The organism is Streptococcus sp. W151 (assembly GCF_053010205.1).
Genome location: NZ_JBRKNT010000001.1, coordinates 485,515 through 504,045, shown reverse-complemented (window position 1 = coordinate 504,045; position 18,531 = coordinate 485,515). Strand labels below are relative to the sequence as shown.

16 protein-coding genes and 1 riboswitch are annotated in these 18,531 nt (G+C 43.1%); of the genes, 13 read left to right on the top strand and 3 right to left on the bottom strand.

Features of this window, described 5'->3' with window-relative positions; translation table 11 throughout:
- Positions 1–22: 22 nt before the first annotated feature.
- The 3 genes from ACVC7Q_RS02345 to ACVC7Q_RS02335 are packed head-to-tail and all read right to left on the bottom strand — an operon-like array spanning position 23 to position 2,840.
- Entirely contained in the window at positions 23–1,267 is a 1,245-nt protein-coding gene (locus tag ACVC7Q_RS02345) for an NAD(P)H-dependent oxidoreductase (protein ID WP_447264691.1), read from the bottom strand.
- 18 nt (positions 1,268–1,285) lie between these two features.
- Positions 1,286–1,891 (bottom strand): NADPH-dependent FMN reductase, encoded by a 606-nt coding sequence (locus ACVC7Q_RS02340; RefSeq protein ID WP_447264690.1) that lies wholly within the window; start codon positions 1,889–1,891, stop codon positions 1,286–1,288.
- Between the two features lie 25 nt (positions 1,892–1,916).
- Complete coding sequence (locus ACVC7Q_RS02335) at positions 1,917–2,840, bottom strand: FAD:protein FMN transferase (protein WP_447264689.1); 924 nt, start codon at positions 2,838–2,840, stop codon at positions 1,917–1,919.
- A 224-nt stretch (positions 2,841–3,064) separates the two neighbouring features.
- On the opposite strand from ACVC7Q_RS02335, the gene nox reads away from it, so the two are divergent.
- The 13 genes from nox (at position 3,065) to ilvD (ending at position 18,478) form a co-directional block, all read left to right on the top strand.
- Positions 3,065–4,441: a H2O-forming NADH oxidase gene (gene nox, locus ACVC7Q_RS02330; RefSeq protein ID WP_447264688.1), complete on the top strand. Its 1,377-nt coding sequence runs from the start codon at positions 3,065–3,067 to the stop codon at positions 4,439–4,441.
- Positions 4,442–4,559: 118 nt separating this feature from the next.
- Complete coding sequence (locus ACVC7Q_RS02325) at positions 4,560–6,104, top strand: chloride channel protein (protein WP_447264687.1); 1,545 nt, start codon at positions 4,560–4,562, stop codon at positions 6,102–6,104.
- Positions 6,105–6,214: 110 nt separating this feature from the next.
- A complete protein-coding gene (efeO, locus tag ACVC7Q_RS02320; RefSeq protein ID WP_447264686.1) occupies positions 6,215–7,087 on the top strand; it encodes an iron uptake system protein EfeO in 873 nt (290 codons plus the stop codon).
- A 5-nt stretch (positions 7,088–7,092) separates the two neighbouring features.
- A complete protein-coding gene (efeB, locus tag ACVC7Q_RS02315) occupies positions 7,093–8,298 on the top strand; it encodes an iron uptake transporter deferrochelatase/peroxidase subunit (protein ID WP_447264685.1) in 1,206 nt (401 codons plus the stop codon).
- Positions 8,276–9,961 (top strand): FTR1 family iron permease, encoded by a 1,686-nt coding sequence (locus tag ACVC7Q_RS02310; protein ID WP_447264684.1) that lies wholly within the window; start codon positions 8,276–8,278, stop codon positions 9,959–9,961. The genes efeB and ACVC7Q_RS02310 overlap by 23 nt, the downstream gene beginning before the upstream one ends.
- A complete protein-coding gene (tatC, locus tag ACVC7Q_RS02305; protein WP_447264683.1) occupies positions 9,948–10,667 on the top strand; it encodes a twin-arginine translocase subunit TatC in 720 nt (239 codons plus the stop codon). Before ACVC7Q_RS02310 ends, tatC begins: the two co-directional genes overlap by 14 nt.
- On the top strand, positions 10,667–10,864 hold the full coding sequence (locus tag ACVC7Q_RS02300; RefSeq protein ID WP_447264682.1) for a Sec-independent protein translocase subunit TatA/TatB: 198 nt from the start codon (positions 10,667–10,669) through the stop codon (positions 10,862–10,864). Before tatC ends, ACVC7Q_RS02300 begins: the two co-directional genes overlap by 1 nt.
- A 411-nt stretch (positions 10,865–11,275) precedes the next feature.
- Positions 11,276–12,001, top strand: a complete 726-nt coding sequence (locus ACVC7Q_RS02295; protein WP_447264681.1) for an alpha/beta fold hydrolase — start codon at positions 11,276–11,278, stop codon at positions 11,999–12,001.
- A gap of 181 nt (positions 12,002–12,182) precedes the next feature.
- A complete protein-coding gene (gene guaC, locus ACVC7Q_RS02290; RefSeq protein ID WP_447264680.1) occupies positions 12,183–13,166 on the top strand; it encodes a GMP reductase in 984 nt (327 codons plus the stop codon).
- Positions 13,156–13,251, top strand: a riboswitch (purine riboswitch). It overlaps the preceding gene by 11 nt.
- A gap of 89 nt (positions 13,252–13,340) precedes the next feature.
- Entirely contained in the window at positions 13,341–13,922 is a 582-nt protein-coding gene (locus tag ACVC7Q_RS02285; protein ID WP_447264679.1) for a xanthine phosphoribosyltransferase, read from the top strand.
- Positions 13,922–15,181, top strand: a complete 1,260-nt coding sequence (locus ACVC7Q_RS02280) for a nucleobase:cation symporter-2 family protein (protein ID WP_049474930.1) — start codon at positions 13,922–13,924, stop codon at positions 15,179–15,181. Before ACVC7Q_RS02285 ends, ACVC7Q_RS02280 begins: the two co-directional genes overlap by 1 nt.
- Positions 15,182–15,294: 113 nt before the next feature.
- On the top strand, positions 15,295–16,638 hold the full coding sequence (locus ACVC7Q_RS02275; RefSeq protein WP_447264678.1) for an MATE family efflux transporter: 1,344 nt from the start codon (positions 15,295–15,297) through the stop codon (positions 16,636–16,638).
- A 121-nt stretch (positions 16,639–16,759) separates the two neighbouring features.
- A complete protein-coding gene (ilvD, locus tag ACVC7Q_RS02270; protein WP_447264677.1) occupies positions 16,760–18,478 on the top strand; it encodes a dihydroxy-acid dehydratase in 1,719 nt (572 codons plus the stop codon).
- Positions 18,479–18,531: the final 53 nt, after the last annotated feature.

The window sequence follows — 18,531 nt, the reverse complement described above, 5'->3', positions numbered from 1 at the left end:
AGCACGAAGCTTCATTTTTTTATTAGTTGCTTGCACCAGAAGTGGCATCTGCATCTCCGTGGCCTCCGTCACCATGTCCTCCAGCATCAGAAGCACCAGAAGTTGCATCTGCATCACCATGACCACCAGCAGGAGCAAATGGTCCGCTACCACCTACAAGGCGTTGACCTGTTGTTTGCAGGTACCAGTCTAACCATGGTTTGAAGTTGAAGACAATTTCATTGATACCAGCGTAAGAACCATCTTCATAATACATAGCTTGGTAGTTGTGGGTGTTGATCACGCCTTCAGGAGATCCTGGAACAATGGTTCGAACATATTCTTGGTTTCCGTTGCGAAGAGTGCCGATTACCCATTCAACGTTTTTCATACGTGCTGGTGGAAGGGATCCATGAACGGTTGACATTCGGCTACCAGATTGAGGTGGCACGCGTTTAGCAAACATGGTATCTGGATCTTGATGAGCATTGTTGTAGTAGAGGAATTGGTTGTTATCATCGGCATATGTCAACTCAAATGGCATGGCCTTCAAGAACATATTAATTTGGTCAACGGTTAGAATACCGTGGTCAAGTTTGACATAAGTATCTCCAGAAACAGCACCTGTAAGTTCAGCTACTTTTTCAACCCAATCTGGATCATCTGGATCAACCTCAGTAACAGTTGTAGCAATTGGATGATTACAATCTAAATCTTCTGGTTCAATTGGTTTTGGTTTTTTCAATTTGGATACAACCTCAACGTATTTCATAAAATTATCCAAGCAGGTTTCGAGGAATTTGACGGTTCCTTCGTTGATGATATTGCCGTTTTCGTCAAAAGCTTCTTTTGCTTTTCCAAGAAGGAATTCATTACCTGGAAGAGTATAAGCATTGACACCTGGAGCATCAAGGATCTTGCGGAGGTGAACCTGAGCACGTGATGTCCCTTGATCATAGTAGGAAGCACCAACGATCATTACTGGTTTGTTTTCAAATGGATGCACCTCAAAAGATAGCCATTCAAGAACAGATTTAAGAGCAGCAGAGATCGTATGGTTGTGCTCTGGAGTAGCAATGATGACACCATCTGCTCGAGTAATTTTATTGAACAAAAGACGTAATTGGAAACTTTCGTCCCATTTTTCATCTTGGTTAAACATTGGAACTTCATCGATTTCAAGAACTTCCAATTCAAATTTGATCTTAAATTGGCGGCGAATGAATTCCAAGAGTTTACGGTTATATGATTGATCGTAGTTTGATCCTACAAGTCCTACAAATTTCATTCTTTTCTGTCTCCTATCTTACAAGTTTTCCCAGTCAAATTCTTCAGCATCTTTGCGAAGCAATTCTTGGGCGTTGCGTAATTTGTCTGTAATTTTTACAAACACACGGAAATCATTGAAGACGGCATCTAATTTTTGAATAACATCCAAATCTACTAAGTCTCCATTTTGATCAAAGGCTTGTAATGAATGAGATAGCAAGAATTCATCTGGCAAGACATTCGCCTTAATTTCTGGAGCGTTTAAGATTTGACGGAGTTGGAGTTGGGCACGTGAAGATCCCAAGGTACCGTATGATGCCCCAGTAATCATGACTGGTTTGTTCAACAATGGGAAGACTCCGTATGAGAGCCAAGCTAGAGCACTCATCAAGACTGCTGGAATAGAGTGGTCATATTCTGGAGTCCCAATAATGACTCCATCAGACTCCTCAATTTTTGCAACAATATCCAAGACAGCGTCAGGTACTTGTTTGTCAGCTGGTTTGTTAAAGACAGGGATATCTTTAATTTCGACCAATTCGATCTCAGCCTTATCAGCAAAATGTTTTTGCATGTATTGAAGCAGTTGACGGTTTGTAGAACGTTTGGAGTTAGTCCCCACAATCGCAATAAGTTTTACCATGGAAATTTCCTTTCTGATAACAGAATTATAAATAAGATTGAAGCCCACTTGTATAGGCGATCTTGCCTGATTGTGAAACCAATAAGGTCTCTATACCAGGAAGTGATTCAACAGTGTTGAGGATAGAAGTAGGAGAGTCCCCGAACAGGCGGGTAGTCCATATCTCCCCGTCTACGGATCGATCAGATATAATGGTGATACTGGCTAAGTCTGTCTCAACCGGATAGCCTGTCGCGCTATCAAAGATATGGTGAAACGACTGGCCGTCGACTTCTAAATGACGCTCATAGATGCCAGAGGTGACAACAGATTTATCCTTGACTGAGAGGACCAGTAGGTGCTGGCCTCTTTTTTCAACAGGATTTTGAATGCCAATCCGCCAAGGCTGCTGTTTAACGGGGTGTTGACCGACGGTTAGGATATTTCCTCCAAGATCGATCAAGGCATCCTTGATTCCCTTACCTCTCAGATAGGTAGCAATTAGATCTGCGCTATAGCCTTTTGCTAAAGCTCCCAAGTCGATCTTCATTCCAGGACGTTTCAAAAAGACTGTATAGTTTTCTTGGTCTAGTTGAATCTGCTGGGGATCGATCTTTAAAAGCGCTTGTTCGATTTCTTCTGGTGCAGGCCGTCTGGCATCTGAAAATCCGATCCGCCAGGTTTGCACAAGAGGGCCGATAGCAATGTTTAAATGGCTATTTTTAGCTTGACTATGCAAGGTACCTAATGCAATCAGTTCAAAAAGATCTGGATGAACTTGAACAGGAGCAATGCCAGCTTGGTGATTGACTTCCATGAGTTCAGACCTTGCATCATTAGCACTGAAGCGATGTTCGTAGGAGCGAAGAAGTTCAAAGCAATGTGCAAGGAGTTCATCCGCTTGTGGGTCACAGATCGAAACGGTGATAGTGGTTCCCATCAGACGTTCGGATCGACTACTTAGGTCCACTAAAAATCTATCCTTTCCAATTTTCACTTACCTACAGTATACCAAATAGAGACCGTTTTCACAATCCTTTCAGACAAATTATTTGACATTTTGTGAAAGCTGTGGGAGGAAGTTTTCAGAAGGTTTGAAGAAAAGATCACAAATATTGAGCAAATATCTTGTAACCGATATCATTTTTGTGATATACTCAAGAAGTAAATTAAATTAAAGGTAGGATTTATTCTATGAGTAAAATTGTTGTTATAGGGGCAAACCATGCCGGAACAGCTTGTATCAATACTATGTTAGATAATTTTGGAAATGAAAATGAAATTGTAGTTTTTGACCAAAACTCAAACATTTCATTCCTTGGGTGTGGGATGGCACTTTGGATCGGTGAGCAAATCGATGGTCCAGAAGGTCTCTTCTACTCTGACAAAGAAAAATTGGAAGCAAAAGGTGCAAAAGTCTACATGAACTCTCCTGTTCTTTCGATTGACTATGACAACAAAGTGGTAACTGCAGAAGTTGATGGAAAAGAACACAAAGAATCTTATGAAAAATTAATCTTTGCGACTGGATCAACACCAATCATTCCTCCAATTAAAGGAGTTGAAGTTGTTCCTGGTAACCGTGAATTCAAAGCAACTCTTGAAAATCTTCAATTCGTTAAATTGTACCAAAACGCTGAAGAAGTGATCGAAAAATTGAAAGACAACAGCAAACACTTGAACCGTATCGCCGTAGTTGGTGGTGGTTACATCGGTGTTGAACTTGCTGAAGCTTTCGAACGTCTTGGCAAAGACGTTGTCTTGGTGGATATCGTGGACACTGTCTTAAACGGCTACTATGACAAAGACTTTACAGACATCATGGCGAAAAACTTGGAAGACCACAACATCCGTTTGGCTCTTGGACAGACTGTTCAAGCAGTTGAAGGAGATGGTAAGGTAGAACGTCTTGTAACCAATAAAGAAACCTTCGATGTAGATATGGTCATCTTGGCTGTTGGTTTCCGTCCAAATACAGCTCTTGCAGATGGTAAGATCGAACTCTTCCGCAACGGTGCCTTCCTTGTCGATAAGAAACAAGAAACGTCACTTCCAGGTGTCTATGCAGTTGGTGACTGTGCGACTATCTATGACAATGCACGTGGTGAAATGAGCTACATCGCACTTGCATCTAATGCGGTTCGTTCAGGTATTGTTGGTGCCTACAATGCGACTGGTCATGAATTGGAAGGAATCGGTGTTCAAGGTTCTAACGGTATCTCTATCTATGGCCTCCACATGGTTTCAACTGGTTTGACTCTTGAAAAAGCAAAAGCTGCCGGCTTCAATGCCACTGAAACAGGCTTCAATGACCTTCAAAAACCTGAATTTATTAAACATGATAACTATGAGGTTGGTATCAAGATTGTTTATGACAAAGACACTCGTCAAATCCTTGGAGCTCAAATGGTATCACGTGATAGCGCCATCTCAATGGCCATCCACATGTTCTCACTTGCAATTCAAGAACACGTGACGATTGATAAGTTAGCATTGACTGACTTGTTCTTCTTGCCACACTTCAACAAACCATACAACTACATCACAATGGCAGCTTTAACTGCTGAATAATGACTAAATAAAAAACAAAGCTAGCGGTGCTAGTTTTGTTTTTTTCTGTCTTTGAATGTATGCAGAGGCAGTGAAATAAGGTATAATGAATAGGATAAGAGTTTGAAGGAGTTAGGGAATGTCTGAAAAAGAAGAAGCCTTAAAAAATGAATTTCGTTTTGCCTCTAGTTCGATTGTGGCCCATATTGTCAGAGGTGTTCTGGTTGGGATCGTTGTGGGCTGTGTCGTCTCGAGTTTTCGTTTTTTGATCGAACATATTTTTCATTTTGTTCAAGGCGTCTACAAAGAGATGCCGACTCAACCACTATATCTATTTGCGATGCTGTTGGGGTATGGGGTGATCGTACTGATTGCTGGTCGTCTCATTCGCACCAATCGGGATATCAAGGGATCGGGAATTCCGCAAGTCGAAGCAGAGCTCAAGGGACTCTTAGCGGTGAGCTGGTGGGATACCTTATGGAAAAAATATATTCTAGGTGTCTTAGCCATTGGAAGTGGCTTGATGCTTGGTCGTGAAGGTCCTAGTATTCAATTAGGGGCTATGGGTGGAAAAGGAGTGGCCCATCATTTGAAGGTCAGCCCAGTTGAGGAGCGGTCTTTGATTGCAAGTGGAGCTGCTGCAGGCCTTGCAGCCGCCTTTAATGCACCTATAGCAGGACTTTTATTTGTCGTGGAAGAAGTCTACCATCATTTTTCTCGATTCTTTTGGATTTCGACCTTGGCTGCTAGTCTGACTGCGAATTTTATTTCACTCAATGTCTTTGGTCAAACACCCGTACTTCATATGCCGCAAAATATTCCGCCGCTCCATTTGTCTCAGTACTGGATTTACCTCTTTCTCGGAGTCTTTTTGGGGGCAGCAGGTTATGTATATGAAGTAGTGGTGCTGAATATCGGTCGATTGTATCGTTTACTTGAGAAGATTTTTCATGTTCCCTCTCATTACTCTTCCTTATTTGCCTTTGTCTTGATTATTCCAATCGGCTATTTCCTTCCACAAATTCTTGGTGGCGGGAACCAATTGGTTTTGGATTTAGCTCGAGTACCGTATCCAGTTCTGTCGATCCTTCTCTATTTTACGATCCGTTTTATCTGGAGTATGTTGAGCTATGGTAGTGGTCTACCTGGCGGAATTTTCTTGCCCATTCTAGCTTTAGGATCTCTTTTAGGCGCGATCGTTGGAACTCTCCTCCATAACATTGGCTTTATCTCTCAAAATCAATTACCTCTCTTCATTATTTTAGGAATGAGTGGATATTTTGGGGCCATTTCGAAAGCTCCTTTAACAGCGATGATCTTAGTGACAGAGATGGTAGGCGATATTCGAAGTTTAATGCCACTAGGGATGGTCACCTTGGTAGCTTATATGATTATGGATCTCTTCCATGGAGCACCAGTCTATGAAGCCATGCTGGAGCAACTCTTACCTGATAAGGCGCAAGAAGAAGGAGAGTTGACCTTGATTGAGATTCCTGTATCCGAAAAGATTGCAGGAAAACAAGTTCATGAACTCGAACTCCCCCAAGATATTTTGATTACTACGCAAATGCGAAGTGGTAAAAGCTTCACAGTCAATGGAGCAACTCGCTTGTATCTAGGTGATAGCATCTTTGTGGTGGTGAAAGAATCTGAAATTGGACGAGTCAAGGATATTCTTTTGTAAAAGACAGTTTCTTAGAAAGGTCTTTCTATTATTAAATTTTCAGACAATTGTTGAAAAATGAGAAAACTTCTGGTAAAATAAGTCCAAGAACAAAAGAGGAGAAGTCTTTCATGAAAAAATATAGTCTACTCTTATTGAGTGTTGCTCTTTTAGCAGGGTGTGCGAATTCTAGCAACAAACAGTCGAGTCAAAAGACGCAAACCAGCTCAACGGTGCAGTTGTCAAAGGCTGACCAGAAGACTTTGGACAATTCGACAGCTGAATACAAAGACTTTGTTGAAATGCAAATTGACCAATTGCTCAAGGATACAGAAGGTTTCCGAGATACCCTAAAAGCTGGGAATTTGGAAGAAGCTAAAAAGCAATATCCCTTGATCCGTATGGCTTATGAACGTTCTGAACCGATTGCTGAAACCTTCGGAGAATCGGATGTCAAAATCGACTACCGTTTGGTGGACTATGTGGATGAAAATAAATCAGAAGAAGGCTGGTCTGGCTTCCACCGGATTGAGCGCATCCTTTGGGAAAACAATACGACAGATGGCACTGACAAATATGCAGACCAACTGGTGAACGATATCAAGGAGTTGAAAGCTAAAATTGCTACAGTAGAAGTAACACCGGATATCATGTTGACCGGAGCTGTCGATTTGCTCAATGAAGTGGCAACGCAAAAGATCACGGGTGAAGAAGAAGTCTTCTCTCATACAGATTTGTACGACTTCCGTGCCAATATTGAAGGAGCTGAAAAGATTTTCTCTCTCTTTAAACCTTTGATTGAGAAAAAAGATGCCAAGTTGGTTAAAACCTTGGAAGCAGAATTCAAAAATGTCAATGCTTTATTGGACAAACACATGACTGATGAAACAAATTACAAGTCTTACACAGATTTGACCAAGGAAGATACCAAGGAATTGGCTGAAGCGGTGACTAAACTTGGTGAACCTTTGTCTCAAATGGGTGTGATTTTAGATGGGAAATAAGAAAAATGGCTGACGAAAAATTTTTAGATAAAAAAATGGACCGTCGTGAATTTCTTAAAAAAGCAGGTATTGGAGGGGCTGGTCTAGCACTGGGCCTCTCTGGTGCATCTGCTTTTTTCGCTAATCAAGACAGTTCTAGTAAAAAAGCTTATGATGGGGATGAAGACGTCTCCTTTTATGGCAAGCATCAAGCTGGGATTACGACGGCCATGCCGAAGGCTTGCTACTTGGTGGTGCTGGATCTTCACACGACGGATAAAAAAGAAGTCATCCAGCTTTTTAAAGACTGGACCGACTATAGTAGTAAATTAGTCGAAGGGCAGCTGGTCAAAAAAGATGGCGCCAATGCCCTCTTGCCGCCAACAGATACAGGGGAAACAGTGGGACTCAACCCCTATCGCTTGAGTCTGACGTTTGGTGTCTCTGCTAGCTTTCTCAAGAAATTAGGTTTGGAATCTAAACGTCCCAAGCTCTTTCGTGATTTGCCTCCATTTCCAAAGGAGCAGTTGCAGGACAAATATACAGGTGGCGACATCGTCATTCAGGCCTGTGCTGACGATGAGCAAGTAGCCTTTCATGCGGTCCGAAATCTCATCCGCAAAGGTCGCAATACCATCACCATGAAGTGGAGCAAGTCTGGTTTTGCGGCGATTGGTGACAGAAAAGAAACACCCCGCAATCTCTTTGGTTTCAAGGATGGAACAGCAAATGTCACGACGGAGAAGGATTTTGACAAGGTCGTCTGGACTGACAGCAAGGACTGGATGAAGGGTGGTTCCTATATGGCTCTTCGCCTAGTCCAAATGCACTTGGAAACTTGGGACCGGACCAATTTGCAGGAGCAAGAAAATACCTTTGGTCGCTACAAGGAGTCCGGTGCTCCATTTGGGAAAACCAACGAATTTGATGAAGTAGATTTATCTAAACTACCAGTAGATTCACATGTCCGTTTGGCCAAAGAAGTGGATCGGCCGATTTTACGACGTTCCTATTCCTACTCGGATGGCATCAATGAACAGACTGGGCAATTTGATGCAGGCTTGATTTTTATCGCCTTTCAAAAAGATCCAAACAGTTTTGTTAAAATCCAAACCAATCTAGGTGCAGTGGATAAAATGAACGAGTACATCACCCATATTGGAAGTGGACTCTTTGCTTGCTTTGCAGGCGTAGAGAAAGGAGGCTACCTTGGTCAAGCACTCTTTGAATAAAGTTTTGATCTTGTTAGGCCTTCTTGCCTTGTTCTGGACTTATCCAGTGGCTGCGGAATCTTATAGCGATCTCTTTATCAAGATCACAGATGCAACAACCGCTGTAGAAAATAAGAACCAGGATAAGGCCAAGGAATTGATCGCTGAGATTCAGGATAATTTTGAATCCAAAGATCACCATGATTCCAAGGCAGGAAAAAAAGTTAGCCAAGCTCTAGCTATAAAAGGGGAGGTAACCAAAGAGGATCTCACCAAGATCTCATCAACCTTGCTAGCTTTTGAAAAAGAGCAAAATCCGGTCGATTTAGAGGCGGAAAAAGACAAACTCGTGAGTCGCCTCGCTCCTTATTTTAAGAACTTACAAGATGCCATTACAGCTAAGGATCTGGATAAAACCCGTCAAACCTATGCAGATCTCAATAATACCTGGACACGAAACGAAGCAGTGGTAAGAGATCATAGCACAGCCTACTATGGCAAAATCGAGACGGCCATTTCGCTCTTACGTAGTAGCATTGAAACAGAGCCTACCGACTTTACCAGCATCCAGTCCTCCTATGATGACCTCAAAAACGGGATTGATGCCTTTGTAAAAGGAGAAGCGATTAGCAGCGCCAGTACAGATTTGACACTGAAAGATGGGATCAAGCTTTTGGAGAAGGCGCAAAGCCAATTCCAATCCGGCGACGATAAATCTGCTGCAGCAACTATGAAGCAGTTCATCACCATCTGGCCAACCATTGAGGGGGATGTCAGCACGACCAATCCAAGCCTCTACACGCGCGTAGAGAGTGAATCCCCGGTCATTATGGTTAAGGGGAAAGAAAAGACCTATCAAGAGAAATTACATACCTTGATCAGGGACCTGTCTGCGATTGATACGACAGCTTCTTACAACGCTTTTGATGCCATGTTGATTCTTCTACGTGAAGGGGTAGAAGCGCTTCTGATCGTCATGGCCCTTGTAACGACCCTTAAGGCTGCTAAGATGAGGAAAGGCCTCAAATGGGTCTACGGTGGAGCTGTTGCGGGGGTTCTTGCCAGCGCAGCGATCGCTCTTGTTTTGCAAGTAGCTTTTCCAGCCGTTACTTCGGGCTCTAACCGGGAAATCATTGAAGGGGTCGTTGGGATTTTCGCTGTGGTCATGATGATCCTCATCGGAATTTGGCTCCACAGCAAGTCCTCTGTCAAACAGTGGAATGCCTTTATGGACCGTCAGATGAAGACGGTAACAGCTACAGGAAGTTTTGTCTCTATGTTTGCCCTTAGTTTTTTAGCAGTCTTTCGTGAAGGGGCTGAGACCATTCTCTTCTATGTTGGAATCATTCCACGGATTACAACCGCTCATTTCATACTAGGAATCGGGCTTGCCATAGCCGTTCTCATCATCATTGCAGTTGCGATGACCAAGGCCAGTCAAGCGATCCAACCTCATCGAATCTTTTTCATTCTGACGTGGTTGATTTACGCCTTGGCCTTCAAGATGCTCGGTGTCAGCATCCACGCCCTGCAGTTGACTAATATCCTACCGAGTCATTTGGTCAATGGACTTCCTACCATTGATTGGGCAGGGATCTATCCAAGCTGGGAAGTTCTTCTTCCCCAACTACTCTTTGTGGCCCTGATCACCCTTATCACGGTGAGACAACATGGCAAAGAGTAGAGCAGATAAAATGACCATTGTCGAGCACTTGGTCGAATTTCGAAAACGATTGATCGCTGTGGTCTTGTGTTACATTATCGTCTTTATTGTAGCCTTTGTATTTGGAGGAGAACTCTACCAGATCTTGACCGCTAGCCTGCATCAAAAATTGCTGGTACTAGGTCCAAATGATATCCTCTGGATCTATGTTTCGCTGGCCAATCTCACAGCCTTTAGCCTGACCCTGCCCTTTATTGTCTACCAGATTTGGCAATTTGTGAGACCGGCTTTAAGGGAGAAGGAGGCGCGTGCAGTCTTTGCCTATATACCAGCTAGCTTTATTTGCTTTGTGCTGGGGCTAGCGTTTGGTTATTTCTTTGTCAGCCCAGCTATTTTAGAGGTCTTGATGCGCTTGGGAGAAGGACTGTTTGATACCCAATTGACGGCGCAAAATTATTTAACCTTTTTATGGCACACCACCTTGCCTTTAGGAGTCTTGTTCGAGTTACCAGTTTTAGTCGCTTTTCTGACCTCAATTGGGCTTTTGACACCACAGTTTTTAATCACCTACCGTCGTTATGCTTACTTTGTCCTGCTGGTCTTAGCTGTCGTGCTAACCCCTGCAGACTTTATCAGTGACTTGGCCATGACCCTCCCTTTGATCCTCTTATTTGAAGTGAGTGTCGCCATCAGTAAAGTCATCTATTCGAGAAAAAGGAGAAACTAATGGGAATTTTACGTGATATTGGAGCACCAGGTTTGATCATCATCATCCTGGGTGCCCTCTTGATTTTTGGACCAAAACGCCTGCCAGAGTTGGGTCAGTCCATCGGCAAAATGTTTGCTGAATTTAAGACAGCTGTCAATAAAGGCAGTGAAGAAGCTGATCAAGACACAAAAGAAGATAAGAAAGAAAAAGAATAATCAGACAATTTTCAAAATTCTATTGAGTTCGATTGCATAAAAAGGTATAATAAGACAAGGACTTGCAATCGATGAAGGAGGAAACCATGATTATTACGATTTTGTCACTCATTTTCTATTTTACCTATATCGGATTCTTATGCTGGTTGGTCGTAAAAATTGTCGAAAAATTGTTCAATTTCTTGTTGAACCGTTGATGAAGAAACAATCCATTTCACAACAAGTGAGTGGATTTTTTTGTATCCTGTTTATTCAGATAGAGACCCTGTGGGCTCTTTTTGTGCATCTAATTCCCCTAGCTAGTGACTAACTTGATCTTCAAACTGTATTTCGGTATGATAGTAGGGAAAGGATGACTAAATATGTATAGCTTTCATAAGCTTTTAATCTTATAGAAATGAGACAAAACACATGCAATATTATTTTATTGGTGGCCTAGGTAGCAATAGCTACCATCTAGCGCCACTTATCGATGAGCTCGGCTTTCCGGTAACCTTTTTAGATCCCTACAGGGAAATGATTCAGACAGAAAAAGATCTTCGTGCTTGGTTTCAAGGTCAGATTGTACAAGATGAAGAGATCTGTTTATTGGGGCACTCCTTGGGTGGAGATTTGGCTCGTTATCTTGCTGCAGAGTTTCCTCAAATCCAGGCTCTGATTCTCTTAGATGGGGGCTACCTGGATATGGAAAAGATCCTGCCTTTGGAGGAAGAACTAGAAGGCACATCATCCTTCATGCAACAGCAAGTCTTTTCGACCTTGGAAGAAGCCGTGTTAGCAGAATTCTGTGATGGAGCAGATCCTACGCCTATAGCGCGAAAAGCAGTAGAGGCTAGCTATCGCTGGAATCCATCAAGTGAACAATATGAATTAAATCTGGATCTAGAAAAGGTCATGGCTTTATTGCGTCTACGACGTCAGATCAAGGCTAACCAGATTTCAATTACAGACAAGCCCGTCCTCTTTCTTGGCCCTTGCTACCAAGAAGAACCTGAATGGAGGAAAGCAGCTCTGAATCAACTAGATCCCAAGATCAAGCAAGTCTTGCTAGAAGGCTTGGGGCACGAACTGTATACAGAGGCACCAGAAATTGTAACTAGAGAAATCAACAATTGGCTCCAAAATGTTCATAAATAAAACCTGTTTCTCTTTTCGAAACAGGTTTTATTTTGTAATTTCCGAACGTTATTTCCTATAAAATCATTCCCGTTGCATTAGGTCCGTATCTTTGGTATAATCTATCAAGGAAACGTCAAGAGACGTAGCGATGCGCTTGCGCATAGGTAGGTCAGTTTTTAGAAAAGAGATTTTTCAATCGATGTTAAATGAATTTCCTATTTTCGACTATGAAGATATCCAGTTGATTCCCAACAAATGTATCATCAATAGTCGATCTGAAGCAGACACAACCGTTCAATTTGGAAAGCATACCTTCAAGCTTCCCGTTGTCCCTGCTAATATGCAGACGATCTTGGATGAGAATGTAGCAGAGCAGTTGGCGCGTGGTGGTTACTTCTACATCATGCACCGCTTTGATGAAGCGGGTCGGATTCCTTTTGTCAAACGCATGCACGAGCAAGGTTTAATCGCATCCATTTCGGTTGGTGTTAAGGAATACGAATATGACTTTGTTAGTCAACTGAAGGCAGATGCACCTGAGTACATTACCATTGATATCGCACATGGTCATGCGGATAGTGTCATTCGGATGATCCAACACATCAAGAAAGAATTACCAGATACCTTTGTCATTGCTGGAAATGTTGGGACACCTGAGGCTGTTCGTGAATTGGAAAATGCGGGAGCTGATGCGACTAAGGTCGGAATCGGCCCTGGTAAGGTTTGTATCACCAAAGTGAAGACTGGATTTGGTACAGGTGGTTGGCAATTGGCTGCCCTTCGCTGGTGCTCAAAAGCAGCGCGTAAGCCAATCATTGCGGACGGTGGGATTCGGACCCATGGCGATATTGCCAAATCGATTCGTTTCGGGGCGTCTATGGTCATGATTGGTTCCCTCTTTGCAGGCCATATCGAAAGTCCTGGTAAAACAGTCGAAATCGACGGAGAGTCTTTCAAAGAGTACTATGGATCTGCTTCAGAGTACCAAAAAGGCGCTTATAAGAACGTCGAAGGCAAGAAGATTTTATTGCCTGCCAAGGGTCATTTGCAAGACACCTTGACAGAAATGGAACAAGATTTGCAAAGTTCGATCTCTTATGCTGGAGGCCGGAGATTAGCAGATTTGAAACATGTTGACTATGTGATCGTTAAGAATTCCATCTGGAATGGCGATGCACACTAATTGAATTACTTATTTATTTCACGAATGGGCGTGATGTTTCTACAAGGTGCCGGAACACCTAACAATAAGTAAGTCGAGATAAATCCTTTTATTAGAGGATATTCAAGGCTTGCTTTGCAGGCCTTTTTGTGTTTTGTGAATAAGTAACGGATTTTATAGAAAGTAGGAGGAAGTATGAAATTACTTGAAGAACGCATCTTAAAAGATGGCAACGTTTTAGGTGAGAATATCCTCAAGGTGGACTCCTTTTTGACCCACCAAGTGGATTTCAAACTCATGAAAGAAATTGGCCAGGCCTTTGCGGACCGGTTCAAAGATGCGGGGATTACCAAAGTCGTCACCATTGAAGCGTCTGGGATCGCGCCAGCCCTTTATGTAGCAGAAGCACTGGATGTCCCTATGATTTTTGCGAAGAAAGCGAAAAACATCACCATGAATGAGGGGATTTTGACAGCTGAGGTTTATTCCTTCACCAAGCAAGTCACCAGTACGGTTTCAATTGCTGGTAAATTCTTAGATCCAGTGGATAAGGTTTTAATTATTGATGATTTCCTTGCAAATGGCCAAGCAGCTAAGGGCTTGATTCAGATCATCGAACAAGCTGGTGCTCAAGTGGAAGCCGTTGGGATCGTCATTGAAAAATCCTTCCAAGATGGACGGGGATTATTAGAAGAGTTGGGATATCCAGTTGTATCCCTCGCGCGTTTGGACCGTTTTGAAAATGGTCAAGTTGTTTTTAAGGAGGCAGACATCTAATGCAAAAACAAGAAAGCCATTCACAGGCCGCTGTTCTAGGCTTGCAACATTTATTAGCCATGTATTCGGGATCAATTTTGGTGCCGATCATGATCGCGGGTGCTTTGGGCTACAACGCTCATCAGCTAACCTACCTCATCTCTACAGATATCTTTATGTGTGGGGTAGCGACATTCCTTCAAGTCCAGCTCAATAAATACTTTGGGATCGGTCTTCCGGTCGTCCTTGGGGTTGCCTTCCAGTCTGTGGCACCTCTCAGCATGATCGGGGCTAGCCATGGTAGTGGGGCCATGTTTGGTGCCTTGATTGTTTCAGGGATTTACGTGGTTCTGGTCTCAGGATTCTTCTCGAAAATTGCCAACCTCTTCCCATCCATTGTGACGGGATCTGTCATTACGACTATTGGTTTGACTTTGATTCCAGTTGCGATTGGGAATATGGGGAATAACGCAGCCAAACCAACAGTGCAAAGTCTGATTTTAGCCGTGATCACCATTCTCATCATTCTTGTGGTCAACATCTATACGACTGGCTTTATCAAGTCTATCTCTATCTTGATTGGGTTGATTGTAGGAACTGCTATTGCAGCTTCTATGGGCTTGGTGGATTTCACACCTGTATCGCAAGCACCAGTCGTTCACGTTCCAACGCCTTTCTTCTTTGGAGCGCCTAAGTTTGAAATCACCTCAATCTTGATGATGTGTATCATCGCGACAGTTTCCATGGTTGAATCAACAGGGGTTTATCTCGCCCTTTCAGATATTACCAAAGATCCGATTGACAGCACGCGCCTCCGTAATGGCTATCGTGCTGAAGGGTTGGCCGTGCTTCTCGGTGGTATCTTCAACACCTTCCCATACACTGGATTCTCACAAAACGTTGGTTTAGTGAAATTGTCTGGTATCAAGACCCGTCTTCCAATCTATTATGCGGCTGGTTTCCTTGTTCTACTCGGTCTCCTTCCAAAGTTTGGAGCTTTAGCACAAATCATCCCAAGCCCAGTACTTGGTGGAGCGATGCTGGTCATGTTTGGTTTCGTATCTATTCAGGGGATGCAGATCCTTGCGCGTGTTGATTTCGAACACAACGAGCACAATTTCCTCATCGCAGCTGTATCTATTGCAGCAGGGGTTGGCTTGAATAACAGTACCCTCTTTAATGGCCTTCCAACAGGATTCCAAATGTTCTTTGCAAACGGAATTGTCGTTGCAAGCGTCTTAGCGATCGTTCTCAATGCGATTTTGAACCGCAATAAATAATTATCTCAAATTTACCGGAGGTCCTTGGATCTTCGGTTTTTTTGACTTTTAAGGAAACATATAGTAGAGTGGAAGGGGAGAAAATCTTATTTGATGAGAAGAGAGTTAGAATCATGTATTTAACCTATCACTTTAAAGAACGCTTGCGTTTGTTTTTGAGTCTATTTTTGCCGATTTTGATCTACCAATTGGCCAATTATTCAGCCAGCTTTGTCGATACAGCCATGACCGGTCAGTACCGGACCCTTGATTTGGCTGGAGTTTCTACAGCTACCAGTCTGTGGAACCCATTTTTTACTTTCCTGACCGGGATTGTCTCTGCTCTGACACCGATTGTCGGGCATCATTTGGGCAAGGGAAATAAAGAACGGATTGCTGGCGATTTTTACCAATTCCTCTATATGTCATTTGCGATGGCCATTCTCTTAATAGGCTTTGTCTGGGGGATTGCGCCAATGATTCTCAAGCAGATCGGCTTAGAAAATGTTGTTGCTCAAATAGCCATTCGCTACTTATATTTCCTTTCTCTAGGAATCTTACCCTTGTTGCTCTTTAGTATCGTGCGGACCTTCCTCGATACGTTGGGAATGACGCGACTATCGATGTACTTGATGCTCTTGCTCTTGCCTTTGAATGCTTGTTTTAACTATATCTTGATCTATGGGGCTTTTGGCTTTCCTGAGATGGGAGGAGCGGGAGCAGGTCTTGGAACCTCTCTGGCCTACTGGGTCTTGCTGGCTATTGCAGTTTTAATCTTGTGCAAGCACCCTAAGGTAGCACCTTTCCAATTGTGGAAGCCGCAACCTTATGATTTTAAAGGGATGAAAGAAGTATTGCGCCTTGGGCTTCCAATCGGTGGAATTGTTTTTGCAGAAGTCATCATCTTCTCGCTGGTTGGCCTGTTAATGGCAAAATTCCCATCACTAACCATCGCTAGTCACCAATCGGCCATGAATTTTTCTACCCTGATGTATGCTTTTCCGGTTAGTATCTCGAGCACCATGGCTATTATCGTATCTTTCGAATTGGGTGCAGGAAGACCAGAAGTGGTCAAACAATATTGCCGTTTGGGACGGCTGACAGCCTTTGGCTTTGCGATTGTCACCCTCGTCTTTCTTTATACATTCCGCTTTCAACTGGCAGGGCTATACGGCAAGGATCCAGTCTTTGTGCAGCAAACTGCTATTTTCATGACCTATAGTCTCTTTTTCCAAGTAGCTGATACCTTTGCAGCACCCCTTCAAGGGATTTTGCGGGGTTATAAGGATACAACCGTTCCATTCTTATTAGGAGTTTTTAGCTATTGGTGTATTTCTATTCCTTTAGGGATTTTCCTTGATCATGTGACCACCCTTGGTCCCTATGCCTATTGGATCGGTCTTATTTCTAGCCTTGTCGTGAGTGGTATTTGCTACCAACTTCGGCTCTGGCAGATCGAAAAAAAGCAAACAAACTAAAGTCTGGGAAACCAGGTTTTTTATGCACCATAAATAGTATAAATTTTCTGAAAGTTCTTGACAATTGATGTCAAAGTGATAAGATTAGGAGGTAGAAATGAAGAACTAGGAGGAGAACAAGATGAGAAGTGATATGATCAAAATGGGGATCGACCGAGCACCAGCGCGTGGTCTCCTCTATGCAACAGGGCAAGTAAAATCAGCAAAGGATATGCAAAAGCCCTTTATTGCAATTTGTAACTCCTATATTGATATCGTTCCAGGGCATGTTCATCTGCGTGAATTAGCAGATATTGCAAAGGAAGCTATTCGCGAGGCTGGTGGGATTCCTTTTGAATTTAATACCATCGGTGTCGATGACGGAATCGCTATGGGGCATATCGGGATGCGTTATAGTTTGCCATCTCGCGAGTTGATCGCAGATACTGCTGAAACGGTCATCAATGCCCACTGGTTTGACGGTGTTTTCTATATTCCCAACTGTGACAAGATTACACCGGGAATGATTTTGGCAGCCATGCGGACCAATGTGCCAGCAGTATTTTGTTCTGGCGGCCCTATGAAGGGTGGCGTTGACATGACGGGGCATCAAGCGACTCTCTCAAGTTTGTTTGAAGCAGTAGGGACTTATCAGGCTGGTGATATGAGCATGGATGAGCTGGATTTCCTGGAAAAAAATGCTTGCCCAACTTGTGGCTCTTGCTCTGGTATGTTTACCGCCAATTCCATGAACTGTTTGATGGAAGTATTAGGCCTTGCTCTTCCAGGTAATGGTACCATCCTAGCGGTTTCGGATGAACGCCGTGAATTGGTTCGCCAAGCAGCCAAACAATTGGTGGAGAATATTAAAAAGGATATCCGTCCACGGGATATTGTGACCAAAGAAGCTATCGATGATGCCTTTGCGCTTGATATGGCCATGGGTGGATCAACCAATACTGTCCTCCATACGCTTGCGATTGCGCGTGAGGCAGGGATTGACTATGATCTCAAAGATATCAACGAAATTGCCAAGAAGACACCATATCTCTCTAAAATTGCACCTTCAAGTATCTACACTATGCATGATGTGCACGAAGCTGGTGGTGTTCCAGCCATTATCAATCAGTTGATCAAAAAAGGTGCTATTAAGGGTGATCGTATTACAGTTACTGGTAAAACCTTGAAAGAAAACGTAGCTGGTGCGGAAATCAAAAATGAAGAAATTATTCATCCAATTGAGCATCCTATCTCACCTGTAGGTGGTTTGTCTATCCTTTACGGAAATATCGCTCAAGATGGAGCGGTTATCAAGGTCGGTGGTGTAGATCCATCTGTGACCACTTTCCGCGGTAAGGCTATTTGTTGCGATTCACAAGATCAAGCCCTTGAGTTGATTGACAATGGAACAGTCAAGAAGGGCCATGTCGTTGTCATTCGTTACGAAGGTCCTCAGGGTGGTCCTGGTATGCCAGAGATGCTGGCGCCAACTTCTAAGATTGTCGGACGCGGTCTTGGTAAGGATGTGGCTCTCATTACGGATGGTCGTTTCTCAGGAGCTACTCGTGGGATTGCGATTGGTCACGTTTCTCCAGAAGCAGCAGAAGGTGGTAATATTGCCCTAATCGAAGATGGGGATGAAATCGTGATTGACCTACCAAATCGTACCCTTGATTTGCTTGTCGATGATGCATCCCTTGAAGAACGCCGTAAACACTTGAAACCTTTCAAATCTAAGATTTCAAGTGGATGGTTGCGCCGCTACACTGCTTTTGCTAAATCAGCTAATGTCGGTGGAACTCTGATGAGTGATGAAGAATTCGAAGAACGTAAAGCAGAACGTCAAGCACAAGAAAAATAAGAAAAACCTTTCCTGCTATGTGTTATCACAAGCAAGAAAGGTTTTTTTAGTGG